Below are 26182 nucleotides of genomic sequence, written 5' to 3' on the forward strand. Positions count from 1 at the left end.
CGGCGCGGAATAAACCGGCCGGCGGTTCCGTTCACTTCTGGCCGCGCCCGGAGGCATCGACCGTTGCATGCGCGGAATAGTTCGTTGCATGGATGCAGCACATCGCTCGGAAACGGCCGCAAAGCCGCGCCAGTGCTGGCCCGGAGCGTAGGCCGCAGGTCCCGGCGCACGGGATGGCATTTCGCCATTGTTCGGGTAGCATGGCGGCGCGTGCATCGGTCAGACGCACCCAGACGCACATTACGCATATTCAGGACATCAGCATCATGGAAAGCAGTGTTGGCATCTCGCAAGCCACTTCGGTCGAGCGATACGGCGCGACGGCGATCGCGTTCCACTGGCTCATCGCGCTCTTGATCGTGGGCGGGTTCTATCTCGGCTGGATCATGACCGATATTCCCGGCTTCACTCCGACCAAGCTCAAGTACTTCTCGTGGCACAAGTGGATCGGCGTGACCGTGTTCCTGCTCGCGGCGCTGCGGCTCGCGTGGCGCATGACGCATCGCGCGCCCGCCATGCCGGCCGGCATGCCGCGCTGGCAGCAGGGCGCGGCGCACGTCACGCATATTCTGCTCTACGTGCTGATGATCGTGATTCCCGCATCCGGCTATCTGTACAGCTCGGCGGCGGGCTTGCAGGTGGTGTACCTCGGCGTGCTGCCGCTGCCGACGATCATCGGGCCCGACAAGGCGCTCAAAGCCACGCTGCGCATCGTCCATGTGGCGCTGAACTACGGCCTGCTGGTGCTGGTCGCCATGCACGTTCTCGCGGCGCTCAAGCATCATTTCGTCGATCGCGACGGCTTGCTCGGCCGCATGCTGCCGTTTATCAAGTAACTTGGTTCAGCGCGCGCGGGCGTCGATTGTTTCCTCGCCGTTGGCAGGGCGTTTCCGGTCCGCTCTTGGTTCCCGCATGCTTTTGATTTTCAATACCGGTTGCTCGTCGATACGTCTAAAAAGGCACACATGAAACTGAAACTCAATGGTTGGATGCTGGCGGCGGTGGCCGCGGCATCGCTCGCCACGGCGGCGGGCGCACAGGCGCAGGTGGATATGGCGAAGAGCTCGGTCATCGCCACGTCGAAGCAGATGAACGTCCCGACCGATGGCAAGTTCAACAAGTTCAACGCGCAACTTTCGTTCGATCCGGCGAAGCCTGCGGCGGGCAGCGCGAACATCACCATCGACACCGGCAGCTACGATCTCGGCGACGACGATTACAACAAGCAAGTACGCGGCAAGGAATGGTTCGACAGCGCGACGTACCCGACCGCCACGTTCGTTTCGAGCGCCATTGCGCCGGCGGGCGGCAATCAGTACAAGGTCACCGGCAAGATCACGATCAAGGGCAAGTCGCAGACGGTCACGGTGCCCGTCACCATCACGCAGCAGGGCAGCACCGAAACCTTCGACGGCTCGCTGCCGATCAAGCGCACGCAGTTCGACGTGGGCACGGGCGAATGGAAGGACACGTCGGTGGTCGCGGACGATGTCGTCATCAAGTTTCATATCGTCGCCGCGAAGAAGTAAGCGGCGGCGGTTCGGTTCAACAACGTAAATGCAACGCTCAATCAGTCAGGAGAAGCACTTGAACAAGTTTTCGATGATCGCCGCCGGCGCGCTCGCAGCCGGCCTTTCTTTCAGCGCGATGGCCGCTGACACGTATCAGCTCGACCCGAATCACACGTATCCGAGCTTCGAGGCGGACCACTTCGGCGGCGTGTCGACGTGGCGCGGCAAGTTCAACAAGAGCAGCGGCACCGTGGTGCTCGACCGCGCGGCGAAGACCGGCACGTTGGACGTGACGATCGACGTATCATCGATCAACACGGGCAACGCCAAGCTCGACGAGCATCTGCAAAAGCCCGAATTCTTCGATGCCGCCAAGTACCCGACGGCCGTGTACAAGGGCACGTCGATCAAGTTCGACGGCGACAAGCCGGCTGAAGTGGTCGGCACGCTGACGATGCACGGCGTGACGAAGCCGCTGAACCTGAAGATCGAGAGCTTCAAGTGCTTCGTGAACCCGATGATGAAGAAGGAAGTCTGCGGCACGGAAGCCACGGCGACGTTCGATCGCGGCGACTTCGGCATGGACTACGGCAAGTCGTACGGCTTCAGCCTGAAGACGGTGCTGCATATCCAGGCCGAAGGCGTGAAGCAGTAAGTCTCGGCGCATCGCGCGAGAGAAAATGAAAAGGGCCGGTCGTCGAGACCGGCCCTTTGCTTTGATGCGTCAGAAAGGAGCGTTAAACCTGAGCGCCCGCGTTCGGGTCGTTCGGATCGAACTTGTCCTTCTTGTCCCTGATCAGATCTTCGCGCTTGACGCCGAACCACATGGCGAGCGCGGCGGCAACGAACACCGACGAATAGATACCGAACAGAATACCCACGGTCAGCGCGAGCGCGAAGTAGTGCAGCGTCGGACCGCCGAAGAAGAACATCGAGAGCACCATCATTTCGGTACAGCCGTGGGTGATGATGGTCCGCGACATGGTGCTCGTGATCGCGTGGTTGATGACTTCGATCACCGTCATCTTGCGCTGCTTGCGGAACGTCTCGCGAATCCGGTCGAAGATAACGACCGACTCGTTCACCGAATAGCCGAGCACCGCGAGAATCGCCGCCAGCACCGAGAGCGAGAACTCCCACTGGAAGTAGGCGAAGAAGCCGAGAATGATCACCACGTCGTGCAGGTTCGCGATAATGCCCGCCACCGCGTACTTCCACTCGAAGCGGAACGACAGGTAGATCACGATGCCGATCACCACGCACGCCAGCGCGGCGAGCCCGTTGGTCACGAGTTCCTTGCCGACCTGCGGCCCGACGAACTCCACGCGCTGCAAGGTCACTTGCGCGTCATTCGACTTGAGCGCGCTCATCACCTGGTCGCTCTGCTGCGCCGAGGTGAGGCCCTGCTTGAGCGGCAGGCGGATCAGCACGTCGCGCGAGGTGCCGAAGTTCTGCACTTGCGCGTCGCCGTAACCGAGCTTCGCCATGGTGGCGCGCACCGGTTCGAGCGGCACGGCCTGCGGATACTGCACTTCGATGACCGTGCCGCCGGTGAACTCGACCGACAGATGCAGCCCGCGATGCACGAGGAAAAAGACGGCCGCGAGGAACGTGATGAGCGAGATCGCGTTGAAGATCAACGCGCGCTGCATCAGCGGCAAGTCACGGCGAATGCGGAAGAATTCCATGTTTCGTTTCTCCGGGGCTCAGGGCTTAACGGACTGGCCCGGTTTCTGTTGATCGATGCCGGGGCCCGAGCGGCGGCGCACGGTTGGCTTGCCGGTGCGCGGGGCCGTCTGAGCGCTCGCGCGCGGCGCGGCGGCGCGCGCCTTGGTCTTGCTGCGGGCGGCCGGAACGACTTCCTCGGCGACCGCTTCATCGCCCTGCTGCGCCGCGAGATACGCCGCAGCGGCCGATTCGGCGCTCGCGCCTTCCGGACGCCACACCTGACCGATAGCCAGCGACTTCAGCTTCTTCTTGCCGCCGTACCACAGGTTCACGAGACCGCGCGAGAAGAACACGGCTGAGAACATGGACGTCAGAATGCCGATACAGTGAACCACCGCGAAGCCGCGCACCGGGCCCGAGCCGAACGCGAGCAGCGCGAGACCGGCGATCAGCGTAGTGACGTTCGAGTCCAGAATGGTCGCCCAGGCGTGCTTGAAGCCTTCCTGAATCGCGGTCTGCGGCGGCGCGCCGTTGCGCAGTTCTTCGCGGATACGCTCGTTGATCAGCACGTTCGCGTCGATCGCCATACCGAGCGCGAGCGCGATAGCGGCAATGCCCGGCAGCGTCAGCGTGGCCTGCAGCATCGAGAGAATCGCGACGAGCAAGAGCAGGTTCACCGACAGCGAGAGCATGGAGATCAGGCCGAACAGCAGGTAGTACACGATCATGAAGACGGCAATCGCGGCGAAACCGTACGTGACCGAATCGAAGCCCTTCTTGATGTTGTCCGCGCCGAGGCTCGGGCCGACCGTGCGTTCCTCGATGATGTCCATCGGCGCGGCCAGCGAGCCGGCGCGCAGGAGCAGCGCGAGATCGGTGGCGGCCTGCGGCGTCGGCTGGCCGGTAATCTGGAAGCGGTCGCCGAGTTCGGACTGGATGGTCGCGACCGTCAGCACTTCGCCCTTGCCCTTTTCGAAGAGCACCATCGCCATCGGCTTGCCGATGTTGTCGCGCGAGACGGCGCCGACCGCGCGCCCGCCCGCCGAATCGAGACGGATGTTCACGGACGGACGCTGATGATCGTCGAAGCCCGCCGAGGCGTCGATGATGCGGTCGCCCGTGAAGATCACCTGCTTGCGCAGAAAGACGGTGCGGTCGCCTTGCTTGAACGCTTCGTCGCCGGGAGGAACGGGATCGTTCGGACCCGAGGCGTACGTGTTCACCGGGTCGGCGAGGCGGGCTTCGAGCGTCGCCGTGCGGCCGATGATGTCCTTCGCCTTCGCCGTGTCCTGCACGCCCGGCAGCTCGACCACGATGCGGTCCGCGCCCTGTTGCTGGATCACCGGCTCGGCGACGCCGAGCTCGTTCACGCGGTTATGCAGCGTCGTGATGTTCTGCTTGAGCGCGCCGTCTTCGACGGTCTTCTGCGTGCCCGCCGAGAACGTGCCGACCACCTGAACGCCGTCGCCGCCCTGGCGCGTCGTCCATTGAAGCTCGGAAACGCCCGTGGAAAGCAGATTGCGCGCGTTATCCGCGACCGACTGATCCGAGAAATTCACGACGACCGATTGCCCCACGCGATTCACGCCGCCGTCGCGAATGTTGCGATCGCGCAGAAAAGTGCGGGCGTCGGCTGCGTCGGAATCGAGCTTCTTGTTCAGCGCGCCGGCCATGTCTACCTGAAGCAGGAAGTGCACGCCGCCGCGCAGATCGAGACCGAGATACATCGGCAGCGCGTGCAGGGCCGTCAGCCAGCGCGGCGAGGCGCTTTGCAGATTCAGCGCGACGATGTATTGCGGATCGGTCGGGTCGCTGTTCAACGTTTTCGTCAGCAGGTCCTTCACGCGCAACTGCGTGTCGGTGTCCTTCAGGCGCACGCGAATGTTCGCGTTGGTCTGCGAATTGTCGAACGTGACTTCGTCCACCGTAATGTGGCTCGCGGCGAGCGCGCCTTCCACATTCGCAAGCGTGGACGAATCCAGCTTGACGGTCGCCTTGCCGCTCGACACCTGCACGGCGGGCGCTTCGCCGAAGAAATTGGGGAGCGTGTACACGAGACCGATGACGAGCGCCACCAGCATCACGACATACTTCCAAAGGGGATAACGATTCATGGGGATGGCCGAACAGAAAGTTGGCTTCGGAGGAGAGGGCGTCCGGCATTACGCGCGACGAGCCGGCTGAGTGACTCGTGTGACTCGTGTGACTCGTGTGACTCGGAGGGCTCGGAGCGAGGCCGCGCCGGACGCGAAAGAATCTGGCCTTACAGCGACTTGATGGTGCCCTTGGGGAGAATAGTCGTGACGGAGGCCTTCTGCACGGTGATTTCCGTGCCTTCGGCGATTTCGACGCCGACATACGCTTCCGACACCTTCGTCACCTTGCCGACGATACCGCCGTTGGTCACCACTTCGTCGCCCTTGGCCATGGCGGCCAGCATGTTGCGATGCTCTTTCTGACGCTTCATCTGCGGACGGATCATGATGAAGTACAGCACCGCGAACATCAGGATCAGGGGCAGGAAGCTCATCAGGCTCGATTCCGCGCTGCCCGCGGTGGCGCCTTGTGCAAAGGCATTCGAAATGAACGACACGTTGGTCTCTCCGTTATACGTCGACAATACGTCGAAATTGCGATTTGAAAACCGGCTCAGAAATTAGCCCGACATTCTACCACTCGCCCATGCCGGCAAGACGCCGGAATGCGCTTTGGCATCAAGCCGTTAGGCCCGCGCGCAAGGCGTTTCGGCGAGCGACAGAAAGCTTATTGTAATGCTGCGCGAGTCACGACAGGCGTTGGCTCAGTCGACTCCGCGCGCCCGGTTTTCCGCGAAGGTCTTGCCGAACGCCTCGAAGCTGTGATTTTCGATCGACTCGCGCACTTCGCCGATCAATTGCAGGTAGTAGTGCAGATTGTGAATCGTGTTCAACTGCGCGCCGAGAATTTCGCCCACGCGATGCAGGTGATGCAGATACGCCCGCGTGAAATGGCGGCAGGTATAGCAGCCGCAGCTTTCGTCGAGCGGTTTCATGGAATTCTTGTGCGTTGCGTTCTTGATCTTCAGATCGCCGAAGCGCGTGAAAAGCCAGCCGTTGCGCGCATTGCGCGTGGGCATCACGCAATCGAACATGTCGACGCCCGCCGCCACGCCCGCCACCAGATCTTCCGGCGTGCCGACGCCCATCAGGTAATGCGGCTTGTCGGCAGGCAGTTTCGGGCCGATGTGGTTCAAGACGCGCATCATGTCTTCCTTCGGCTCCCCGACCGATAGCCCGCCGATGGCGAAGCCGTGAAAGCCGATGTCCGAGAGCCCGGCGAGCGATTCGTCGCGCAGGTCCTCGAACATGCCGCCCTGCACGATGCCGAAGAGCGCATTCGGGTTGCCGAGCCGCGTGAATTCGTCGATGGAACGCTTCGCCCAACGCATCGACATGCGCATGGAGTCGGCGGCATCTTTGTGCGAGGTCGGCACGCCGTTGGTCGCGTACGGCGTGCATTCGTCGAACTGCATGACGATGTCCGAGTTCAGCACCTTCTGAATCTGCATCGACACTTCGGGCGACAGGAACAGCCGGTCGCCGTTGATCGGCGACGCGAAGGTGACGCCATCTTCGGTGATCTTGCGCAGATCGCCGAGCGAAAACACCTGAAAGCCGCCGGAATCGGTGAGGATCGGCCGGTTCCAGCCCATGAAGCGATGCAGGCCGCCGTGCGCGCCGATCGTCTCCAGTCCCGGGCGCAGCCAAAGGTGAAACGTATTCCCGAGAATAATCTGCGCGCGAATTTCTTCGAGCTCGCGCGGCTGGATCGCCTTCACGGTGCCGTACGTGCCAACCGGCATGAAGATCGGCGTTTCGATGACGCCGTGATTGAGCGTGAGGCGGCCGCGGCGCGCCTGGCCGTCGGTCGTCAGCAGTTCGAACTTGAGGCCGTTGTCCGGCGGGGTGTGATTCTCGGTCATGTAGATTCCTGTGCTACCGGAGAACAGTCCGGCGCGTCGGGTTGAAAGATCAGGCGCGCGTGAGCAGCATCGCGTCGCCGTAGCTGAAAAAGCGATACCGCGCCTCGATGGCGTGACGATACGCCTTGCGGATCGTCTCCATGCCGGCGAACGCGGAGACGAGCATCATCAGCGTCGATTTCGGCAAATGGAAGTTGGTGATCAGACGGTCGACGATGCGGAATTCGTAGCCCGGCGTGATGAAGATATCGGTTTCCGCGCTGGTCGCGGCGAGCGGGCGGCCGGCCTCGGCGGCGTCGCGGGCGGCGGCTTCGAGCGCGCGCATCGAGGTCGTGCCGACCGCGATCACGCGATTGCCGCGCGCCTTGGCCGCCGCGATGCGATCCACGAGCGACTGCGGCAGCGCGTACCACTCGCTATGCATCTTGTGCTCGGCGATATTGTCGACGCGCACCGGCTGGAACGTGCCCGCGCCGACGTGCAGCGTGAGCGTCGCGCGTTCGACGCCGCGCGCATCGAGCCGGGCGAAGAGCGCGTCGTCGAAATGGAGGCCCGCCGTGGGCGCGGCCACCGCGCCGGGATTGGCCGCATAAACGGTCTGGTAGCGCGATTCGTCGTAGGCGTCGGCGTCGTGCTCGATGTACGGCGGCAGCGGCAAGCGCCCGTATTGCTCGATGAGCGTCAGGCAATCGGCCGGAAAGTGCAGCGTATAGAACGGCTCGACGCGCTCGCCGACGGTCACGTCGAACGCGTCCGCGAGCTTGATCGTGCTGCCCGCCACCGGACTCTTGCTCGCGCGAATCTGGGCGAGCGCGGTCGTCGGACCGGTGAGGCGCTCCACGAGCACTTCCACGCGCCCGCCACTGGCCTTCTGGCCGAAGAACCGCGCCTTCAGGACTTTGGTATCGTTGAAGACGAGCAGATCGCCCGGCTGAATCAGGTCCGGCAGTTCGGCAAAGCGCCGGTCGATGAGCGTGGCCGGCGAGGTGCGGTTGTCCACTTCGAGCAGGCGGCTCGCGCTGCGCTCGGCGAGCGCGCTCTGCGCGATCAGCTCGGGCGGCAGATTAAAATCGAAATCGGAAAGCGTGAACATGGCTTGAAGTCGTGCGAACGAAGCTGAAAACAAGGCACCAGCGCCGAACAAACCTCACATTGTACTTGCGAAGAGATTAGATGCCCCTGTCCGACCGTCGCCTGTCATCCCCGGCCGATGCGCTTTCCAGCGCCGAACCCGGCGCCGCGCTCGCAGCCGCGCCGGCGGCCAAGCGCGCGAAGGCCGGCGACGACGCGGCCAAGAAGGCGAAGCCCGTCGTCAAGACGGCGGACAAGCTCGCGAAGCTCGGCCTCAAGTCGGACATCGACCTCGTGTTGCATCTGCCGATGCGCTATGAGGACGAAACCTCGCTCACGCCGATCGCCGAACTGATCCCCGGCGACATCGCGCAGACGGAAGGCATCGTGTTCGACAACGAGATTGCGTATCGGCCGCGAAGGCAGTTGCTCGTGAAGATTCACGACGACGCCGGCGACGAACTCACGCTGCGTTTTCTCAACTTCTACGGCTCGCAAGTCAAGCAAATGGCCATCGGCACGCGCTTGCGTGTGCGCGGCGACGTGCGAGGCGGCTTCTTCGGGCTGGAGATGGTGCATCCGGCGGTGCGCCCCGTCGATGGCGACACGCCGCTGCCGCAGGCGCTCACGCCCGTCTATCCGTCGACGGCGGGCATCTCGCAGGCGTATCTGCGCAAGGCCATCGACAACGCGCTCACCCGCGTCTCGTTGCCTGAGCTGTTGCCGGAGCCGGTGGCGCGCGCGCATCTCGCGCCGCTGAACTTGCCGGATCTGCTCGACGCGGTGAAAACGCTGCATCATCCGCGCGCGGATTCGGACGAAACCGCGCTCATCGACGGCACGCATCCGGCGTGGACGCGCATCAAGTTCGAGGAACTGCTCGCGCAGCAGCTATCGCTCAAGCGCGCGCACGCCGAGCGCCGCACGCGCGCGGCGCCCGCCATGCCGCGCCGGACCGCGAGCGATGCCGATTCGCTGCTCGCGCGGCTGTTGCATGCGCTGCCGTTCAGGCTGACCGGCGCGCAGGAGCGCGTCGTCGCGGAGATCGCGGGCGAACTGACGCTCGCGCATCCGATGCAGCGTCTGCTCCAGGGCGATGTCGGCAGCGGCAAGACCATCGTGGCGGCGCTTGCGGCGGCGCAGGCCATCGACGCCGGTTATCAGGCCGCGCTGATGGCGCCGACCGAAATCCTCGCGGAGCAGCACGCGCGCAAGCTGCGCGGCTGGCTGGAACCGCTCGGCGTGACGGTGGCGTGGCTTGCGGGCAGTCTGAAGGCGAAGGAAAAGCGCGCCGCGAGCGACGCGGCGGCGCTCGGCACGGCGCAACTCGTCATCGGCACGCACGCGATCATTCAGGATACGGTGGAATTCGCGCGTCTCGGTCTCGTGATCGTGGACGAGCAGCATCGCTTCGGCGTGGCGCAGCGTCTAGCGTTGCGGGCAAAGGCGCAGAACGCGTCCGATGGCGCGCGCGACTTCCAGCCGCATCAACTGATGATGTCCGCGACGCCCATTCCCCGCACGCTCGCGATGACGTACTACGCGGACCTCGACGTCTCCACCATCGACGAACTGCCGCCGGGCCGCACGCCGATTCTCACCAAGGTCGTCTCGGACGGGCGGCGCGACGAGATCATCGGCCGCGTGCGCGAGGCGGCGCTGACCGGGCGGCAGGTCTACTGGGTGTGTCCGCTGATCGAGGAAAGCGAGACCTTGCAGTTGCAGACGGCCGTCGAGACGTACGAGACGCTCGTTGCCGCGCTGCCCGAACTGCGCGTCGGGCTCGTTCACGGGCGGCTCGCGCCCGCCGAGAAAGCTGCCGTCATGGACGCCTTCTCGCGCAACGAGGTGCAGTTGCTCGTCGCGACGACCGTGATCGAAGTGGGCGTCGACGTCCCGAACGCGTCGCTGATGGTGATCGAGCACGCGGAGCGCTTCGGCCTCGCGCAGTTGCATCAGTTGCGCGGACGCGTGGGGCGGGGCAGCGCGGCGTCCGTGTGCGTGCTGATGTATTCGAATCCGCTCTCGCAGACGGCGCGCGCCCGTCTCCAGACGATGCGCGAAACCACCGACGGCTTCGAAATCGCGCGCCGCGATCTGGAAATACGTGGTCCCGGCGAGTTCCTGGGCGCGCGTCAGTCGGGCGAAGCCATGCTGCGCTTCGCGAGCCTGGAACAGGACGGCTGGCTGATCGAGCCTGCGCGCGAGGCGGCGCAACACATGCTCGATGCCTTCCCGGAGGCCGTCGAGCGGCATCTCGCCCGCTGGCTCGGCGCACGCGAGCAGTATTTGAAGGCGTAGGCCGCGAACTTGCCGGCGTTTCGTCGGTCCCTATTTGATTCGCGGGTCATCCGCGCGCGCCGGATATCGACGAGTTGTCGAACCGGCATTCGCGGGTGTATAACTCAAACCTATTGAATCCATGTCTTCCATTGGTCCCCAATGACGCTCACTGAATTGAAGTACATCGTCGCGGTGGCGCGCGAGCGGCACTTCGGCCGCGCCGCCGAGGCGTGCTTCGTCAGCCAGCCGACGCTGTCGGTGGCAATCAAGAAGCTCGAGGACGAGCTGAATGTGCAGATCTTCGAGCGCGGCACGAGCGAGGTCAGCGTCACGCCAATTGGCGAGCAGATCGTCACGCAGGCGCAACGCGTGCTCGAACAGACGCTCGCCATCAAGGAAATCGCCAAGCAGGGCAAGGATCCGCTCGTCGGGCCGCTGCGTCTGGGCGTCATCTACACCATCGGGCCGTATCTGCTGCCGACGCTCGTCAAGCAGATGATCAAGTCGGTCCCGCAGATGCCGCTCATGCTGCAGGAAAATTACACGCTCAAGCTGATCGAGCTTCTGAAGCAAGGCGAGATCGACGTCGCGATCATGGCGCTGCCGTTTCCCGAAACCGGGCTGATGGTGCGCGCGCTCTACGACGAGCCGTTCGTCGTCGCGATGCCGTCGGGCCACGCGTGGGAGAACCGCAGCAAGATCGACCCGGACGATCTGAAGCAGGAAACCATGCTGCTGCTCGGCAGCGGCCATTGCTTCCGCGATCACGTGCTCGGCGTCTGCCCGGAACTGATGCGCTTCTCGCAAAACGCCGACGGCATTCAGAAGACGTTCGAAGGCTCGTCGCTGGAAACCATTCGGCATATGGTCGCGAGCGGTGTCGGCATCACGGTGCTGCCGCGCATGTCGGTGATGGAAGTGAAGCCGCACGCGCCGGGCATCGACTCCGGCTTGCTCAGCTACGTTCCGTTCGACGAACCGGTGCCGGACCGGCGCGTGGTGCTCGCGTGGCGAAAGAGTTTCACGCGGATGCCGGCAATCGACGCCATTTCCGATGCAATCGCCGCTTGCGACTTACCGGGCGTTAAGAAGCTGGATATGCCGGTGGCGGTGAATTAAACCCTTCGCCTATGCCATCCAATGAACCGCGCTCTCGAAAGAGGCGCGGTTTTTTATTTGCGGCCGAGCTATAGGCGGTTCTGTGTTTTTTGGTCAATTGCCGCAATCGCGATAAGAATGCTTTGCCTCGCGCCATGAACTTTTCGTCCGGGCGCGGCATGTCTGTCGCGCCTCATACACAGGAACGAGAATAAAAATGGGCTTTTCTGAAACAGTTCGCGTCGCGTTAATCCGAAAATTCGCTACGTTCAACGGCCGTGCTCGCCGTTCGGAATATTGGTACTTCCAGCTTTTCGCGGGCATCGTCGCGGGTGTTGCAATGGTGCTGATGGGCATCAATGAAGATTCGCTAGCCGTTATTTCGCTCGTCACGATCGTTGTCCTGGCGCTGTTCCTGCCGAGTCTCGCAGTGACGGTTCGACGGCTGCACGACACCGGCCGGTCCGGGTGGTTTTATCTCGTCGCGTTCGTGCCGCTCGTCGGCGGCATTCTGGTCTTCATCTGGACGTGTTCGCGCGGCACGGAGGGCGTGAACCGCTACGGTTCGGATCCGCTTAACGCCGCGTGACGCCTGGACGGCGCGAAGCGCCATGCCAGCAGCCGAATCCGCCTATCGCATAAATAAAATTAATCGAATAGCGATATCCGATAGTTTTGATAAGCTCTGGTCCCAGAGAGCCGCCCGGCTCTGACAAGACAAGAGGAACACAGCGATGACATCCCGCCAACCCGCCGCATCCCGCACCGCTTCGGCAGCAACGCCGTGGTCGGAACTGCGCGCCGTCGCGCTCGACGTCCTTGCCGCCTTCGCCCGCACTGCGTGACGCCTTCTTCATCCCAAGCCAACACAAACCACGGAGTATCACGATGACGACCCAACGACTCACCACCGCCAGCGGCGCGCCCGTAGGAGACAACCAGAATTCGCAGACCGCCGGCCCGCGCGGCCCGGTGACGCTGCAGGATTTCTGGCTCATCGAGAAGCTCGCGCACTTCGACCGCGAAGTGATTCCCGAGCGCCGCGTGCATGCGAAGGGCTCGGGCGCGTTCGGCACGTTGCGCGTGACGCATGACATTTCCCGCTACACGAAGGCGAAGCTCTTCAACGAGATCGGCAAGGAAACGCCTATTTTCATGCGCTTTTCGACGGTAGCCGGCGAGCGCGGCGCGGCCGACGCCGAGCGCGACGTGCGCGGCTTCTCCATCAAGTTCTATACGGAAGAGGGCAACTGGGACGTGGTCGGCAATAACACGCCGGTGTTTTTCATCCGCGATCCGCTCAAGTTTCCCGACTTCATCCATACGCAAAAGCGCGATCCGTACACCAACCTGCGCAGCAACGTGGCGGCGTGGGACTTTTGGTCGCGTCATCCGGAATCCCTGCATCAGGTGACCATTTTGATGAGCGATCGCGGCATCCCGAAGAATTATCGGCAGATGCACGGCTTCGGTTCGCACACCTTCTCGTTCATCAATGCGGACAACGAGCGCTTCTACGTGAAGTTCCATTTCAAGTCGCAGCAGCCGCTCGAAAACTTCACGGATGCTGAAGCCGCCGCCGTGATCGCCGCCGACCGCGAAAGCGCGCAGCGCGATTTGGTCGAAAACATCGACCGGAGCAACTTCCCGCGCTGGAATTTCCGCGTGCAGATCATGCCGGAAGCCGACGCGGCGACGTACCGCTTCAATCCGTTCGACATCACGAAGGTGTGGCCGCACAAGGACTATCCGCTCATCGATGTGGGCGTGATCGAGCTCAACCGCAACGCGCAGAACTATTTCGCGGAGGTCGAGCAGTCGGCCTTCACGCCGGCGAACGTGGTGCCGGGCATCGGCTTTTCGCCGGACCGGCTATTGCAGGGGCGGCTCTTCTCGTACGGCGACACGCAACGCTATCGCCTTGGCATCAATCACCATCAGATTCCGGTGAACGCGCCGCGCACGCCGGTGGCGAATCCGTTTCATCGCGATGGCGCGATGCGCGTCGACGGCAATCTCGGCGGCCGCGTGAACTACGAGCCGAACCGCTTCGGCGACTTCGCGCAGGACGCGAGTGTGAACGAGCCGCCGCTCGCGGCGGGCGCGGTCGATCGCTACGACCATCGCGAGGACGGCGACTACTACAGCCAGCCGGGCGCGCTCTTCCGCCTGTTCGATGACGGGCAGCGCGAGCGCCTCTTCGGCAACATCGCGCGGCACATTCACGGCGTGCCGAACGAGATCGTCGCGCGGCAGATCGAGCATTTCCGCCGCGCCGATCCGGCTTATGCGCAAGGCGTCGTCGATGCGCTCGCCCGCATCGGGCAGCGGATCGACGTGAACAAGGACATCGACGAGGAAGATACGGCCGCTGTGTGACTCGCGTGAAAGGCGCGGCGGCAACGGTCGAACGGGAAAGCAGGAGAAAGATCATGACCCAGACACTGAACATCATCGGCCAGGCGGTGGATCGCCTGGAAGCGACGAGCCGCCGGGCAACGCGCGGTGCGCGCGTCGCAGCTGCTTTCGGAATCGTGGCGGCGGCGTACGGACTCGTCGTCGCGAGCGCGCTGCATGGCGCAGGCGGGTTCGCCTGACCGTAATCCGCCTCGCGCGGCGTGCGGCATGAGCGCGGCGAAGCCTTGCTGCGCAAGGAAAGCGCCGCGTTTCTAAGATACACTGTCGATCGCTCGAAACGCCGCGCGGCGAAACAATGCATCACGCGCGGCGCACTACGTTCGAATCACTCTTTCACGGAGTCATCATGGCGAAAAAAGGCATTGCACCTGCCGTCAACATCGGCATCAACGACAAAGACCGCAAGCGGATCGCCGACGGGCTGTCCCGGCTGCTCGCAGACACCTACACGCTCTACCTGAAGACGCACAATTTTCACTGGAACGTCACGGGGCCGATGTTCAACACGCTGCACCTGATGTTCGAGACGCAATACACGGAACTGGCTACAGCCGTCGATTCGATCGCGGAACGCATTCGCGCGCTCGGCGTGCACGCGCCGGGCAGCTATCGCGACTTCGCAAGGCTCTCGTCGATTCCTGAGGCCGAAGGCGTGCCCGACGCCGAAGACATGATCCGCCAACTGGTCGAAGGTCAGGAAGCGGTGGTGCGCACGGCGCGCGAGATTTTCCCGGCGACCGAAGCCGCCAACGACGAGCCGACCGCCGACCTGCTCACGCAGCGCATGCAGACGCACGAAAAGACCGCGTGGATGCTGCGCTCGATGCTCGCGTAAAGCAAAGCGGTCATCTTCCCGCTACCGGGACCCGTGCGATGGACTGCACGGGTCTTTTGCTTTGGAGGGCGGCGCGCGGAGCTGAACTAAAATAGCTCATCCCCTGCTTCGATCACCTTCCATGCTCGCCCGTCTCCCGCTCTATATGCGCCTCGTGCGCCTGGACAAGCCCATCGGCAGCCTGCTGCTCCTGTGGCCGACGCTCAACGCGTTATGGATCGCGTCGGATGGTCGGCCATCGCTGATGCTGATCGTGATCTTCGCGATTGGCACGCTCCTGATGCGCTCGGCGGGCTGCGCGATCAACGACTATGCGGACCGCGACTTCGACCGCTACGTAAAGCGCACCGCCGAGCGCCCGATCACGTCGGGCAAGATTCGCGCGTGGGAAGCGGTCGCGCTCGCGGCGGCGCTGTCGCTCGTCGCGTTCCTGCTGATTCTGCCGCTCAACGCGCTTACGAAGGAACTGTCGGTCTTCGCGCTGTTCGTCGCGGGCACCTATCCGTTCACCAAGCGATTCTTCGCGATCCCGCAGGCGTATCTGGGCATCGCGTTCGGCTTCGGCATTCCGATGGCGTTTGCCGCCGTGCAGGATCATGTGCCGATGCTCGCGTGGATCATGCTCGCGGCCAACGTGTTCTGGTCGGTGGCGTACGACACCGAATACGCGATGGTCGATCGCGACGACGACATCGAGATCGGCATTCGCACGTCCGCGCTCACATTCGGCCGATATGACGTGCTCGCCGTGATGCTGTGCTACGCCGCGACGCTTGCGGTGTATGCGGGCATCGGCATCACGCTGCACTTCGGCTGGCCGTACTGGCTCGGCTGGCTGGGCGCGGCCGGCTGCGCGGCGTATCACTACCTGCTTATTCGTGACCGCGAGCGCATGGCGTGCTTCGCAGCGTTCAAGCACAACAATTGGCTGGGCGGCGTGCTGTTCGCAGGCATCGCGCTTCAATACGCGCTTGGCGGTTGAGGCTGCGCGGCGCGTCGACGGCTCGGCGATTTATGACAGTTCGGATGCCGTGTTTCATTGCTTAATCGTTGACGAGGGGCCACACTGCGCACCCGCCAACTTCCAGGCATCCTTGTAATGCAGCTTCCGCATCGCCCGATTGCCTTCGTGCTTGCCGCATCGAATCACGGCACGATGATCGTCAATCGAAACGACCACCACACGCGCAACGGCTTTTCATTCGGTGTCGGTCAGCAGATTCTCAGCCGGTCGTGCTTCGACGCCGACGAAGTCGCATTTGTTCTCCATGTCCTTTCGATGCGTCGACGCTATTTCGGAGAAGGTGTCTTTGCGATCGACGGAGGCGCGAATGTCGGCGTGCACTCAGTGGAATGGGCGCGCCATATGCACGGCTGGGGACGCGTGTTGAGCTTCGAGGCTCAGGAAGTGGTTTATTACGCGCTGGCGGGCAATCTCGCGCTCAACAATTGCCTGAACGCTCGCGCGCGGCTTGCGGCGCTCGGCGAATCGACGGGCGAGATCAGCATTCCTCAACCCGATTACTTCTCGGCCGCGAGCTTCGGCAGTCTGGAACTGCGCCAGCGCGCAACGCCCGAAGCCATCGGCCAGGCCATTTCATACGATCCGGAAGAGTGCGTCTCCGTGCCGATGGTGAGCATCGATTCGTTGATGCTCGATCGTGTCGATTTCATCAAGCTCGACGTGGAAGGCATGGAACTGGACGTGCTTCGGGGCGCGAAGGAAACCATCGAGCGCTGCGCGCCGGTCATGCTGGTCGAAGTGCTCAAGAGCGACGAGAAACGCATCCGGACGTTTCTCGGCGACATCGGCTATACCGCGTTCTATTCGATCGGGCCGAACGTACTTGCGTTGAACGCACATGATCCCGTATTGGGGCACGTCGCGCAGCGCGGCGACAGGCTTTTCATCGAATAACCCGCGCGCGCCACGTCACATCTGCGCTTTCAAGACGTTCAAGCCGCGCCGAATTCATCGCCCATTTCTTTGGCCCGCGCTTCTGCTGCCAACGCGCCGCGCACGATCGCTTCCTTCACGCCCTGCGCATCGAAGGAGGCGAGCGCGGCCGCCGTCGTGCCGCCCTTCGATGTCACGCGCTCGCGCAGCACGCTCGCGGGCTCGTTCGACTGCGCCGCGAGCTGCGCTGCGCCCGTGAACGTCGCGACCGCGAGCGCGCGGCCTTGCTCATCGTCCATGCCGAGCGCGCGCGCCGCTTCCTGCATCGCTTCGATGAAATAGAACACGTACGCGGGGCCGCTGCCGGAAATGGCGGTGACGGCGTCGATCTTCGCTTCGTCATCGAACCAGACGGTCGTGCCGACGGCTTCCAGTACCTGCGATGCAAGCGCCTTCGCCTCGTCGCTCACGCCCGGCAATGCGGCGAGCCCCGTCACGCCCATGCCGATGAGCGCGGGCGTGTTCGGCATGGTGCGCACCACGTTCGCGTAACCGCCGAGCCACCGCGAGAGGTCCGCCGCGCGGATGCCCGCCGCGATGCTGATGACCGTTTGCCGCCCGAGATGCGGCGCGAGCGCCTCGGCGACGCCTCTGAGCACCTGCGGCTTCACCGCGAGCAGGATAGCGTCGTAGCCGGCGAGTTTCGCGTCGATGGCCGCGCCCGTCTCGATGCCGAATTGCTTCGCGGTGCGCGCGCGCGCTTCGTCGTTGATGTCGATGGCGTAGATATCCGCAGGCGCGACGCCGCGCTTGATAAGACCGCCGATGAGCGCCGCGGCCATGTTGCCGCCGCCGATGAATGCGATTTTCATGGTGAGTGATGAGTCAGTGGGTGTAAGTGCGCTTGCCGAAGATCGCGGTGCCGATGCGCACGATGCTCGCGCCTTCGAGCACGGCGGCTTCGAGATCGGCGGACATGCCCATCGAGAGCGTGTCGAGATGGAGGCCGTCGGCGCGCAACGCATCCATCAATTCGCGCAGGCGCGCGTGCGGGGCGCGCTGGGCGTCGAGCGTGTCGGCGGGCTCGGGAATCGACATCAGCCCGCGCAGACGCAGGCCGGGGAGCTTGGCTACCGCATGCGCGAGCGCCGCGGCGTCGTGCGGCTCGACGCCGCTTTTGGATGCCTCGCCGCTCAGGTTCACCTGCACGCACACGTTGAGCGGCGTCGCGCCTTCGGGACGCTGCGCCGAAAGGCGTTCCGCGATTTTCAGGCGGTCGATGGAGTGCACCCAGTCGAACTGCTCCGCGACGAGCTTCGTCTTGTTCGATTGCAGCGGCCCGATGAAATGCCATTCGATCTGGCTGCGCAAGTCGGCGAGCGCGGCGATCTTCGCGATGCCTTCCTGCACGTAGTTCTCTCCGAACGCGCGCTGGCCGGCATCGAAGGCGGCGCGCACGTCGTCGGCGGGGAAGGTCTTGGAAACGGCGAGCAGCTTGACCGACGCAGGATCGCGCGACGCGCGTCCGGCGGCCTGCGCGATCCGTTGACGGACTTCTTCTAGATGTTGAGCGATGGACATGCGCGAGCGACATTCATGGCGGATCGGGCCATTATACGAATCCGCCTAGCCGTACAGCAGATGCTCCAGAAGCTGAATCCAGTGCGTCACCGGCGTGGATGTGCCGCTTTGCAGATGCGCGATGCAGCCGACGTTCGCCGACACGATCATCTGCGGCTCGGTCTTTTCCAGCCGGTCGAGCTTCTGGTTGCGCAGCGCGTAAGCCATCTTCGGTTGCAGCACCGAATACGTTCCGGCCGACCCGCAGCACATGTGCGCGTCCGCAGGCAGGCGCACTTCGAGACCGAGCGCCGTCAGAAGATGCTCGACGCGCCCGCGAATCTGCTGCCCGTGCTGCAACGTGCACGGCGGATGAAACGCGACCGTATGCACCGCGCGACGCCGCGCCAGCCCGACGAGTTCTTCCTCGAACGCAGGCAGAATCTCGGCCAGATCGCGCGTCAATTCGACGATGCGCCGCGCCTTGTCCGCGTATATCGGATCGTTGCGCAGCAGGTGGGCGTACTCCTTGACCGTCGCGCCGCAGCCCGACGCGTTCATCACGATCGCCTCGACGCCGCTTTCGACGTACGGCCACCACGCGTCGATGTTGTTGCGCACGTCGTCGAGCGCGTCGTCGTTGTAGCCGAGATGCAGACGAATCGCGCCGCAGCAGCCGGCACCCGGCGCGGTCACGATCTCGATGCCGAGCGCATCGAACACGCGCGCCGTGGCCGTGTTGACGTTCGGCATCATCGCGGGCTGCACGCACCCGGCGAGCATCAGCATCTTGCGCGCATGCTTGCGCGTGGGCGGCGCGAGCGGCTTTTCGGGCACCGGAATCTTCGCACGCAGCGTGCGCGGAAGCATGCCGCGCACTTGCTGCCCGAGCTTCATCGCGGGCGTGAAGAGCGTGCTGTTCGGCAGGAAGCTCGCGAGAAAACGGCGCTGGATGCGCTGGCGCATCGGCCGCTCGACCTTCTGCTCGACCACCTTGCGCCCGATCTCGACGAGCTTGCCGTACTGCACGCCGGACGGACATGTGGTCTCGCAGTTGCGGCACGTGAGACACCGGTCCAGATGCGTCTGCGTGCTGCGCGTGGCGGGCGCGCCCTCGAACATCTGCTTCATCAGATAGATGCGCCCGCGCGGTCCGTCGAGTTCGTCGCCGAGCAGTTGATACGTCGGGCAAGTCGCCGTGCAGAAGCCGCAGTGGACGCACTTGCGGAGAATCGCGTCGGCTTCGTCGCCATCGGCGGTGCCGCGGATGAAATCGGCGAGATTGGTTTGCATTGCGTGTTGCTCGGTTCGGCTAAAAATCGGGATAAAGCCGGGCGCGGTTGAAGATGCGCGCCGGATCGAACGCGGCCTTCAACCCGCGGTGAATCTTCATGAGCGGCGCGGGCAGCGGCGTGAACACGCCCGCGTTGCGGTCGTAGGCGGAGCCCGCGCGAAAGATCGTCGCGTGGCCGCCGGCCTGCTTCGCGCTGATGCGCACGGTCTGCGGATCGGTGTCGGTGATCCACCAGCGTTGCGCGCCGCCCCATTCCATGAGTTGCGCGCCCGGCAGATGCAGCGGCTCCGCAATCGACGGCAGCGCGAGCCGCCAGAGCGCCGAGCGCGGCTCGATCACGGCGAAGAACGGGTCCGTCTGTTCGCGCAGGCCGACCCAGAAGCGGTCCGCTTCGACCGCATCCACCACTTCGCCGCCGAGCGAATTGCGCGCGGTCTTCACGGCCGCTTCCGCGCCCGCGAGACGCAGCGCGAGCGTGCCGTCGCGCCACGCGCTGCCGCTGATCGGCAGCGGATGGCCGCCCCATTCGTTGAGCTTGCGCACGCCGTCGGTGGCGTGCATGTCGAATTTGAGCGTGGCTTCGGCGACGGGACGCGGCAGCACCTTGACCGACAATTCGAGAATGAGCCCGAGCGTGCCGAGCGATCCTGCGAGCAGCCGCGCGACGTCGTAGCCCGCGACGTTTTTCACCACTTGCCCGCCGAAGCGCAGCACTTGCCCGCGTCCGTTCAGCACGGCCGCGCCGAGCACGAAATCGCGCGCCGCGCCGGTCCACGCGCGGCGCGGTCCGGCAAGACCCGCCGCGATGCAGCCGCCGAGCGTCGCATTGCGGCCGAAGTGAGGAGGCTCGAAGGGCAGCATCTGGCCATGTTCTCGTAACGCAGCCTCTATTTCAGCAAGGGGTGTTCCGCTTTTCGCAGTAATGACGAGTTCGGCCGGATCGTACGAAATGATCCCGCGATAGGCGCGCGTGTCGAGAATCTCTCCCTGGAGCGTCTGGCCGTACCAGTCTTTCGTGCCGCCGCCGCGAATGCGCAGCGGCGCGCCGGTCTCGCTGGCCCGGGCGATCCGCTCCGACCAGGCGGCGACGATGTCGTCCTGTTCCATGGTGTCCCGCTCTTGTAATCCGCTTTTCGTATGGCTTGCGCTACGCCTGTCCGGTCGATTGTACCGGCCGCTTAACGCAGCCGTACCCGGACAAACGTGGATAGCGAAACGCGCGGCGAGCGCGGCGGCCGGTCAGAAGCGCGGCAGTTCGGGATGCGGCAGGAGGCCGCCGCGAATATGCATCTTCCCGTACTCGGCGCAGCGGGCGCGCGTGGGAATGGCCTTGTCGGGATTGAGCAGGCGCAACGGATCGAACGCGCGCTTGACCGCGTGAAACGCGTCGCGCTCTTCCGGCGAAAACTGCACGCACATCGAATTGATCTTCTCGATGCCCACGCCATGTTCGCCCGTCACCGTGCCGCCCAGTTCCACGCAGGTTTCGAGAATGTCGGAACCGAACGCTTCCGCGCGATGCCATTCGTCGAGATCGTTGCCGTTGAAGAGAATGAGCGGATGCATGTTGCCGTCGCCCGCATGGAACACGTTGATGCAGCGAAGCGCGTACTTCTTCTCCATTTCTTCGATGCGCGCGAGCAGCGGCCCGATGGCGCGGCGCGGCACCGTGCCGTCCATGCAGTAATAGTCGGGCGAAATGCGGCCTGCGGCGGGAAACGCGTTCTTGCGGCCGGACCAGAACTTGAGCCGCTCGGATTCGGAGCGCGAAATCTGGATGCGCGTCGCGCCGTGCTCGCGCAGCACGGCGGTCATGCGGACGATTTCCTCGGCGACTTCGTCGTAGGTGCCGTCGGATTCGCACAGCAGAATGGCGGCCGCGTCGAGGTCGTAGCCCGCGTTGACGAACTCTTCGACGGCGCGCGTCGCGGGCTTGTCCATCATTTCGAGACCGGCCGGGATGATGCCCGCCGCGATGATCGCCGCGACGGCGTTACCGCCTTTGACCACGTCGTCGAAGCTCGCCATGATGACCTGCGCAGTCTGCGGCTTCGGAATCAGCTTGACGGTGACTTCCGTGACGACGGCGAACATGCCCTCGCTGCCGATCAGCACCGCGAGCAGATCGAGCCCCGGCGCATCCGGCGCGAGCGAGCCGAATTCCACGATGTCGCCTTCCATCGTCACGGCGCGCACGCGCAGCACGTTATGCACGGTGAGGCCGTACTTCAGGCAATGCACGCCGCCCGAATTCTCGGAGACGTTTCCGCCGATGGTGCAGGCGATCTGCGACGACGGGTCCGGCGCGTAGTACAGCCCGTAAGGCGCGGCGGCTTCCGAGATCGCGAGATTGCGCACGCCGGGCTGCACGGTGGCCGTGCGCGCGTACGAATCCACTTCGATGATGCGCCGGAAGCGCGCCAGCGACAGCACGATGCCGTGGCGAATCGGCATGGCGCCGCCGGAGAGCCCGGTGCCCGCGCCGCGCGGCACGATCGGCACGCCTAGCCGCGCGCAGATCTGCACGACGCGCTGCACCTGCGCTTCCGTTTCAGGCAGTACGACCGCGAGCGGCAGACGCCGGTAGGCGGCGAGACCGTCGCATTCGTAGACGGACGTGTCCTCGTCGCGAAACAGCAGGCAATGCGTGGGCAGCACGGCCATGAGCGCCTGCACGACTTCGCGCTGACGCTCGGCGAGTTGTTCTTCCGTGAGCGCGGGCGCGTCCTCGTGCGGCAAATTCGGCGAGAATTCCGGCGCGGCGGCGTCGGAGAACTCGGGCTTGAGTTCGTCGGGTGCGTTCATGTCTCCTCCCGGCGCCTGAACATGACGGCGCGTATTCGATAAAAGTCTCTGACGCGGCGACACCCCATGTTGCGCGCTCGTGGCTTCTTCGTCCACCGGGCGCGCGGGATGCAGCGGCGCGCTTACCGCGTGAACGCGAAGATCTTGCCCGGATTCATCAAGTTTTTCGGATCGAGCGCGTGCTTGATGGACCGCATCACGTCGATGCCGTCTTCGCCGTGCTCGTCGATCATGAAATCCATTTTGTGCAGCCCGACGCCGTGCTCGCCCGTGCACGTTCCGCCGACTGCCAGCGCGCGCTCGACAATGCGGCGGTTCAGGCGCTCGGCTTCGTCGCGTTCCTCGGGCTTCGTGGGATCGAGCAGCATCGCGACGTGGAAATTGCCGTCGCCGACGTGTCCGACGATCGGGCACGGCAGCGACGAGCCGAGCAAGTCCTTCTCCGTCTCTTCGACGCATTCCGCCAGACGCGAAATCGGCACGCAGACATCGGTCGTCACGGCGCGGCAGCCGGGCTTCAGTTGCAGCATCGCGAAATAGGCGTTGTGACGCGCGGTCCACAGGCGGCTGCGGTCTTCGGGACGCGTCGCCCATTCGAAGCCGGTGCCATGGTTCTGCGCGGTGATCTCCTGCACGGTCTGCGCCTGTTCCTTGACGCCCGCTTCCGTGCCGTGGAATTCGAAGAACAGCATCGGCGATTCGCGCAGCGTCAGGTTCGAATGGCGATTGATGGCGCGCACCGCGAGCTTATCGACGAACTCGACGCGGGCGATCGGCACGCCCATCTGGATCGTTTCGATGACGGCGCGCACCGCGTCGCCCATCGACGGAAACGCGCAGACGGCCGCCGAGATGGCTTCGGGCTGCGGATAAAGCCGCACCGTGATCTCCGTGATGACGCCGAGCGTGCCTTCGGAGCCGACGAAAAGCCGCGTCAGGTCGTAACCCGCCGACGATTTGCGCGCGCGTGTGCCGGTATGGATGACGCGACCGTCGGCCAGCACGACGGTCAGCGCGAGGACGTTCTCGCGCATCGAGCCGTAGCGCACGGCGTTGGTGCCCGAGGCGCGCGTCGCCGACATGCCGCCGATGCTCGCGTCCGCGCCGGGGTCGATCGGGAAGAAGAGGCCGGTGTCCTTCAGCGCTTCGTTCAACTGCTTGCGCGAAATGCCGGGCTGCACGGTGGCGGTGAGGTCTTCCGCGTTGATCGAGACGACGCGGTTCATCGCGGACAAGTCGATCGAGACGCCGCCTTGCACTGCGAGCAGATGCCCTTCGAGCGACGATCCGTTGCCGTACGGAATGATCGGCACGTCGTACTCGGCGCACAGCCGGACGATGGCCTGTACCTCTTCCGTGCTGCGCGCAAACACGACAGCGTCGGGCAATTGCGGATCGAATGGGGATTCGTCGCGGCCGTGATGTTCGCGCACGGCCTGGCTCGTGCTGACCCGCTCGGTGAATTGTTGCTTGAGCGCGTCGAGCAGGGCGGCGGGAAACGGCCGGCGGATGGCATGCGGCAAGGCGGGGTGGTTCACGAGCGTCTCCGGCGGATTTTTGTCGATTTCGTGCTTCGGGCCGCATGCGTGCTGTTTGTCGGTTGCACGGCAGGGCGCCGAAATGCTGTCTTATTCTACGCGCGGGACGCTCGCGGCGCGCGGCGTCCCGGGCCAGGAGAGGACGCTGCCTATAATGCTTCGGCAGATTTTCGGCGCGATTCTGGATTCTCTATAACAAAGGAGCAGTGATGGGTAACCGCCTCAGCAAGATCGCGACGCGCACCGGCGACGATGGCACCACCGGACTCGGCGATGGCCGCCGCGTTTCGAAAGACGATGCGCGCATTGCGGCGATCGGCGATGTCGATGAACTGAATTCTTCGTTGGGCGTGTTGTTATGCGAGGCATTACCGCCAGATGTGCGCAACGCGCTCACGCAGGTTCAGAACGATTTATTCGATCTCGGCGGCGAATTGTCGATTCCGGGACATTCAATGATTTCGGATGCACATTTGGCAAGGTTGGATGCGTGGCTCGCGGATTACAACTCGACTTTGCCGCCGCTTAAGGAGTTCATTTTGCCGGGCGGGTCGAGAGCGGCGGCGTTGGCGCATGTTTGCCGCACGGTGTGTCGTAGGGCGGAGCGGGCGATTGTTGCTTTAGGACGTATCGAAGCCGATGCGATTAATGACGCGCCTGGAAGGTATGTTAATCGGTTGTCGGATTTGCTGTTCGTGTTGGCGCGGGTTTTGAATCGGGCGGATGGGGGGCAAGACATTCTTTGGAATCACGCACGAGATTGAGATCGCACGAGCCAAGCCGGCTTGAAACTTCGGCAGAGTCGCACCGATTGCGAAGCGGTGTCGACTCTGTTGGTCAAGATGCAATCAATTGCCGCCAACTCTCTTGAGTCGCCGCTGCTTCACCGCTTCCGCCAATCCTTCGAGCACGCCGACGCTTTCTTCCCACCCGATACAGGCATCAGTGACGCTTTGGCCGTAGGTCAGTTCACACCCTTCCTTCAAATCCTGCCGCCCGGCGACAAGATGCGATTCCACCATGACGCCGACAATCCGCTCATCGCCAGCCGCCAACTGCCGCCCGATATCCGCGCAAACCGGAATCTGATTCTCATGCTTCTTCGAGCTGTTCGCATGGCTGGCGTCGATCATCAATCGCGCCGCTAATCCGGCTTTTCCAATATCGCTGCAAGCGGCATCGACCGAAGCTGCATCGAAGTTCGGCGTTTTACCGCCTCGCAAAATAATATGGCAATCTTCATTGCCAGCGGTCGACACGATCGCCGAATGCCCGCCTTTGGTCACCGAAAGAAAATGATGCGGCTGCGAAGCGGCCTTGATCGCATCCACCGCGATTTTCACGTTGCCATCCGTGCCATTCTTGAAACCGACCGGACACGAAAGCCCCGAAGCCAATTCGCGATGCACTTGCGATTCGGTCGTCCGCGCGCCGATCGCGCCCCACGAAATCAGATCCGCGATGTATTGCGGGCTGATCATGTCGAGATATTCCGTCCCCGCCGGCAGCCCAAGCTCGTTGATATGCATGAGCAGTTCCCGCGCGGCCCGCAAACCGTCGTTGATCTTGAAGCTGTTATCCATATACGGATCATTAATCAGCCCTTTCCAGCCCACCGTCGTGCGCGGTTTTTCGAAATACACGCGCATCACGACTTCCAGTTCGCCCGCAAACCGCTTGCGCTGCTCGATCAAGCGCCGCGCATATTCCATCGCCGCCTTCGGGTCGTGAATTGAACACGGCCCGATGATGACGATCAGCCGGTCATCCATGCCATGCAGAATGCGATGCATCGACTGCCGCGCGTTGAAGATGAGATCGGACACCGGCTCCGTGCACGGAAATTCGCGGATCAAATGCGCGGGCGGGACGAGCTCCTTCAACTCACGGATACGAACGTCATCGGTATTGTGCGGGGGCATGGCGATTCACCAACGGCAATGTTCTGAGCAAAAAATGGAAGGCGAAAAAAAACCGCCAGACTCGCTGGCGGTTTTTCGGGAATTCGGTTTTGCGTATCTGCAACCTACGACTCACCCCTCTCGATCCGCCAGCGGCTTGAGATGCCAAAAGAAATAAAAATAAAACTTGGCGGACAGGGTGAGCACAGGACGCATGGCAAAAAGGTTGACCGTCTTTATAACCTCAAACGGGCGGCGCTGACAAGCGGCCGCGCGTCGAACGCGGGAAATCCGCATCGGCGGGTGCGAACCATTCCGGACGCGCCGGCGCCGATGCGGCAA

At 63.7% G+C, this 26182-nt stretch carries 24 protein-coding genes; 12 read left to right on the top strand and 12 right to left on the bottom strand.

Annotated elements, in window-relative coordinates:
• Positions 1 to 266: 266 nt before the first annotated feature.
• From NCR37_RS01975 to NCR37_RS01985, 3 genes are all read left to right on the top strand, one after another.
• On the top strand, positions 267 to 836 hold the full coding sequence (locus NCR37_RS01975) for a cytochrome b (protein WP_250471273.1): 570 nt from the start codon (positions 267 to 269) through the stop codon (positions 834 to 836).
• A 129-nt stretch (positions 837 to 965) separates the two neighbouring features.
• Entirely contained in the window at positions 966 to 1529 is a 564-nt protein-coding gene (locus NCR37_RS01980) for a YceI family protein (protein WP_250471274.1), read from the top strand.
• Between the two features lie 73 nt (positions 1530 to 1602).
• On the top strand, positions 1603 to 2166 hold the full coding sequence (locus NCR37_RS01985) for a YceI family protein (protein WP_502800472.1): 564 nt from the start codon (positions 1603 to 1605) through the stop codon (positions 2164 to 2166).
• 82 nt (positions 2167 to 2248) lie between these two features.
• Here the strand turns inward: NCR37_RS01985 and secF are convergent, their stop codons facing one another.
• From secF to queA, 5 genes are all read right to left on the bottom strand, one after another.
• On the bottom strand, positions 2249 to 3199 hold the full coding sequence (gene secF / locus NCR37_RS01990) for a protein translocase subunit SecF (RefSeq protein WP_250471277.1): 951 nt from the start codon (positions 3197 to 3199) through the stop codon (positions 2249 to 2251).
• Positions 3200 to 3217: 18 nt separating this feature from the next.
• Entirely contained in the window at positions 3218 to 5293 is a 2076-nt protein-coding gene (gene secD, locus NCR37_RS01995; protein WP_250471278.1) for a protein translocase subunit SecD, read from the bottom strand.
• A 149-nt stretch (positions 5294 to 5442) separates the two neighbouring features.
• Positions 5443 to 5772 carry a preprotein translocase subunit YajC gene (gene yajC / locus NCR37_RS02000; protein WP_159835259.1) on the bottom strand — a complete coding sequence of 110 codons (330 nt, stop codon included), beginning with the start codon at positions 5770 to 5772 and terminating at the stop codon, positions 5443 to 5445.
• A 207-nt stretch (positions 5773 to 5979) separates the two neighbouring features.
• Positions 5980 to 7140 carry a tRNA guanosine(34) transglycosylase Tgt gene (gene tgt / locus NCR37_RS02005; protein WP_250471280.1) on the bottom strand — a complete coding sequence of 387 codons (1161 nt, stop codon included), beginning with the start codon at positions 7138 to 7140 and terminating at the stop codon, positions 5980 to 5982.
• Between the two features lie 49 nt (positions 7141 to 7189).
• Entirely contained in the window at positions 7190 to 8233 is a 1044-nt protein-coding gene (queA, locus tag NCR37_RS02010) for a tRNA preQ1(34) S-adenosylmethionine ribosyltransferase-isomerase QueA (protein ID WP_250471282.1), read from the bottom strand.
• Between the two features lie 80 nt (positions 8234 to 8313).
• Between queA and recG the strand changes: the two genes are divergently transcribed.
• The 8 genes from recG to NCR37_RS02050 all read left to right on the top strand — a co-directional run bounded on the left by recG (position 8314) and on the right by NCR37_RS02050 (position 16763).
• On the top strand, positions 8314 to 10512 hold the full coding sequence (recG, locus tag NCR37_RS02015) for an ATP-dependent DNA helicase RecG (RefSeq protein ID WP_250471283.1): 2199 nt from the start codon (positions 8314 to 8316) through the stop codon (positions 10510 to 10512).
• A gap of 141 nt (positions 10513 to 10653) precedes the next feature.
• Positions 10654 to 11613 (top strand): hydrogen peroxide-inducible genes activator, encoded by a 960-nt coding sequence (locus NCR37_RS02020; RefSeq protein ID WP_175939478.1) that lies wholly within the window; start codon positions 10654 to 10656, stop codon positions 11611 to 11613.
• 196 nt (positions 11614 to 11809) lie between these two features.
• Entirely contained in the window at positions 11810 to 12181 is a 372-nt protein-coding gene (locus NCR37_RS02025) for a DUF805 domain-containing protein (protein ID WP_250471284.1), read from the top strand.
• A gap of 299 nt (positions 12182 to 12480) precedes the next feature.
• Entirely contained in the window at positions 12481 to 13971 is a 1491-nt protein-coding gene (locus NCR37_RS02030; protein WP_250471285.1) for a catalase, read from the top strand.
• 53 nt (positions 13972 to 14024) lie between these two features.
• A complete protein-coding gene (locus tag NCR37_RS02035) occupies positions 14025 to 14189 on the top strand; it encodes a hypothetical protein (RefSeq protein ID WP_250471286.1) in 165 nt (54 codons plus the stop codon).
• Between the two features lie 167 nt (positions 14190 to 14356).
• Positions 14357 to 14845, top strand: a complete 489-nt coding sequence (locus NCR37_RS02040) for a Dps family protein (protein WP_250471287.1) — start codon at positions 14357 to 14359, stop codon at positions 14843 to 14845.
• A gap of 121 nt (positions 14846 to 14966) precedes the next feature.
• Positions 14967 to 15827: a 4-hydroxybenzoate octaprenyltransferase gene (gene ubiA / locus NCR37_RS02045; protein WP_250471288.1), complete on the top strand. Its 861-nt coding sequence runs from the start codon at positions 14967 to 14969 to the stop codon at positions 15825 to 15827.
• A 117-nt stretch (positions 15828 to 15944) separates the two neighbouring features.
• Positions 15945 to 16763: an FkbM family methyltransferase gene (locus tag NCR37_RS02050; RefSeq protein WP_250471289.1), complete on the top strand. Its 819-nt coding sequence runs from the start codon at positions 15945 to 15947 to the stop codon at positions 16761 to 16763.
• Positions 16764 to 16801: 38 nt separating this feature from the next.
• Here the strand turns inward: NCR37_RS02050 and proC are convergent, their stop codons facing one another.
• The 6 genes from proC to NCR37_RS02080 all read right to left on the bottom strand — a co-directional run bounded on the left by proC (position 16802) and on the right by NCR37_RS02080 (position 23939).
• Positions 16802 to 17614 carry a pyrroline-5-carboxylate reductase gene (gene proC, locus NCR37_RS02055; protein ID WP_250471295.1) on the bottom strand — a complete coding sequence of 271 codons (813 nt, stop codon included), beginning with the start codon at positions 17612 to 17614 and terminating at the stop codon, positions 16802 to 16804.
• A 13-nt stretch (positions 17615 to 17627) separates the two neighbouring features.
• A complete protein-coding gene (locus tag NCR37_RS02060) occupies positions 17628 to 18323 on the bottom strand; it encodes a YggS family pyridoxal phosphate-dependent enzyme (protein WP_250471296.1) in 696 nt (231 codons plus the stop codon).
• A gap of 45 nt (positions 18324 to 18368) precedes the next feature.
• The gene (gene glcF / locus NCR37_RS02065; RefSeq protein WP_250471297.1) at positions 18369 to 19595 is read right to left on the bottom strand and encodes a glycolate oxidase subunit GlcF; all 1227 of its coding nucleotides are present in this window, start codon (positions 19593 to 19595) and stop codon (positions 18369 to 18371) included.
• A gap of 19 nt (positions 19596 to 19614) precedes the next feature.
• Entirely contained in the window at positions 19615 to 20703 is a 1089-nt protein-coding gene (glcE, locus tag NCR37_RS02070; protein ID WP_250471298.1) for a glycolate oxidase subunit GlcE, read from the bottom strand.
• A gap of 132 nt (positions 20704 to 20835) precedes the next feature.
• Positions 20836 to 22401, bottom strand: coding sequence for an FAD-linked oxidase C-terminal domain-containing protein (locus tag NCR37_RS02075; RefSeq protein WP_250471299.1), 1566 nt, complete (start codon positions 22399 to 22401; stop codon positions 20836 to 20838).
• A gap of 122 nt (positions 22402 to 22523) precedes the next feature.
• Positions 22524 to 23939 (bottom strand): FAD-binding oxidoreductase, encoded by a 1416-nt coding sequence (locus tag NCR37_RS02080; RefSeq protein ID WP_250471300.1) that lies wholly within the window; start codon positions 23937 to 23939, stop codon positions 22524 to 22526.
• 209 nt (positions 23940 to 24148) lie between these two features.
• Between NCR37_RS02080 and NCR37_RS02085 the strand changes: the two genes are divergently transcribed.
• The gene (locus NCR37_RS02085) at positions 24149 to 24703 is read left to right on the top strand and encodes a cob(I)yrinic acid a,c-diamide adenosyltransferase (protein WP_250471301.1); all 555 of its coding nucleotides are present in this window, start codon (positions 24149 to 24151) and stop codon (positions 24701 to 24703) included.
• Positions 24704 to 24787: 84 nt separating this feature from the next.
• Here NCR37_RS02085 and aroG read toward each other — a convergent pair whose 3' ends face one another.
• The gene (aroG, locus tag NCR37_RS02090; RefSeq protein WP_250471302.1) at positions 24788 to 25861 is read right to left on the bottom strand and encodes a 3-deoxy-7-phosphoheptulonate synthase AroG; all 1074 of its coding nucleotides are present in this window, start codon (positions 25859 to 25861) and stop codon (positions 24788 to 24790) included.
• Positions 25862 to 26182 lie beyond the last annotated feature (321 nt).

This window comes from Caballeronia sp. GAFFF1, from assembly GCF_023630705.1.
In the GTDB taxonomy this organism is placed as follows: Bacteria; Pseudomonadota; Gammaproteobacteria; order Burkholderiales; family Burkholderiaceae; genus Caballeronia.

Excerpts from the sequence above, each read along its gene's own strand:
- aroG (WP_250471302.1), bottom strand. The coding sequence starts at position 25,861 with ATGCCCCCGCACAATACCGATGACGTTCGTATCCGTGAGTTGAAGGAG.
- NCR37_RS01980 (WP_250471274.1), top strand. The coding sequence starts at position 966 with ATGAAACTGAAACTCAATGGTTGGATGCTGGCGGCGGTGGCCGCGGCA.
- secD (WP_250471278.1), bottom strand. The coding sequence starts at position 5,293 with ATGAATCGTTATCCCCTTTGGAAGTATGTCGTGATGCTGGTGGCGCTC.
- ubiA (WP_250471288.1), top strand. The coding sequence starts at position 14,967 with ATGCTCGCCCGTCTCCCGCTCTATATGCGCCTCGTGCGCCTGGACAAG.
- NCR37_RS02025 (WP_250471284.1), top strand. The coding sequence starts at position 11,810 with ATGGGCTTTTCTGAAACAGTTCGCGTCGCGTTAATCCGAAAATTCGCT.
- NCR37_RS02030 (WP_250471285.1), top strand. The coding sequence starts at position 12,481 with ATGACGACCCAACGACTCACCACCGCCAGCGGCGCGCCCGTAGGAGAC.
- queA (WP_250471282.1), bottom strand. The coding sequence starts at position 8,233 with ATGTTCACGCTTTCCGATTTCGATTTTAATCTGCCGCCCGAGCTGATC.
- recG (WP_250471283.1), top strand. The coding sequence starts at position 8,314 with ATGCCCCTGTCCGACCGTCGCCTGTCATCCCCGGCCGATGCGCTTTCC.
- NCR37_RS02085 (WP_250471301.1), top strand. The coding sequence starts at position 24,149 with ATGGGTAACCGCCTCAGCAAGATCGCGACGCGCACCGGCGACGATGGC.
- NCR37_RS02050 (WP_250471289.1), top strand. The coding sequence starts at position 15,945 with ATGCAGCTTCCGCATCGCCCGATTGCCTTCGTGCTTGCCGCATCGAAT.
- glcE (WP_250471298.1), bottom strand. The coding sequence starts at position 20,703 with ATGGAACAGGACGACATCGTCGCCGCCTGGTCGGAGCGGATCGCCCGG.
- NCR37_RS01985 (WP_502800472.1), top strand. The coding sequence starts at position 1,603 with ATGATCGCCGCCGGCGCGCTCGCAGCCGGCCTTTCTTTCAGCGCGATG.
- NCR37_RS02035 (WP_250471286.1), top strand. The coding sequence starts at position 14,025 with ATGACCCAGACACTGAACATCATCGGCCAGGCGGTGGATCGCCTGGAA.
- NCR37_RS02060 (WP_250471296.1), bottom strand. The coding sequence starts at position 18,323 with ATGTCCATCGCTCAACATCTAGAAGAAGTCCGTCAACGGATCGCGCAG.
- proC (WP_250471295.1), bottom strand. The coding sequence starts at position 17,614 with ATGAAAATCGCATTCATCGGCGGCGGCAACATGGCCGCGGCGCTCATC.
- NCR37_RS02040 (WP_250471287.1), top strand. The coding sequence starts at position 14,357 with ATGGCGAAAAAAGGCATTGCACCTGCCGTCAACATCGGCATCAACGAC.
- NCR37_RS02020 (WP_175939478.1), top strand. The coding sequence starts at position 10,654 with ATGACGCTCACTGAATTGAAGTACATCGTCGCGGTGGCGCGCGAGCGG.
- tgt (WP_250471280.1), bottom strand. The coding sequence starts at position 7,140 with ATGACCGAGAATCACACCCCGCCGGACAACGGCCTCAAGTTCGAACTG.
- glcF (WP_250471297.1), bottom strand. The coding sequence starts at position 19,595 with ATGCAAACCAATCTCGCCGATTTCATCCGCGGCACCGCCGATGGCGAC.
- NCR37_RS01975 (WP_250471273.1), top strand. The coding sequence starts at position 267 with ATGGAAAGCAGTGTTGGCATCTCGCAAGCCACTTCGGTCGAGCGATAC.
- secF (WP_250471277.1), bottom strand. The coding sequence starts at position 3,199 with ATGGAATTCTTCCGCATTCGCCGTGACTTGCCGCTGATGCAGCGCGCG.
- NCR37_RS02075 (WP_250471299.1), bottom strand. The coding sequence starts at position 22,401 with ATGAACGCACCCGACGAACTCAAGCCCGAGTTCTCCGACGCCGCCGCG.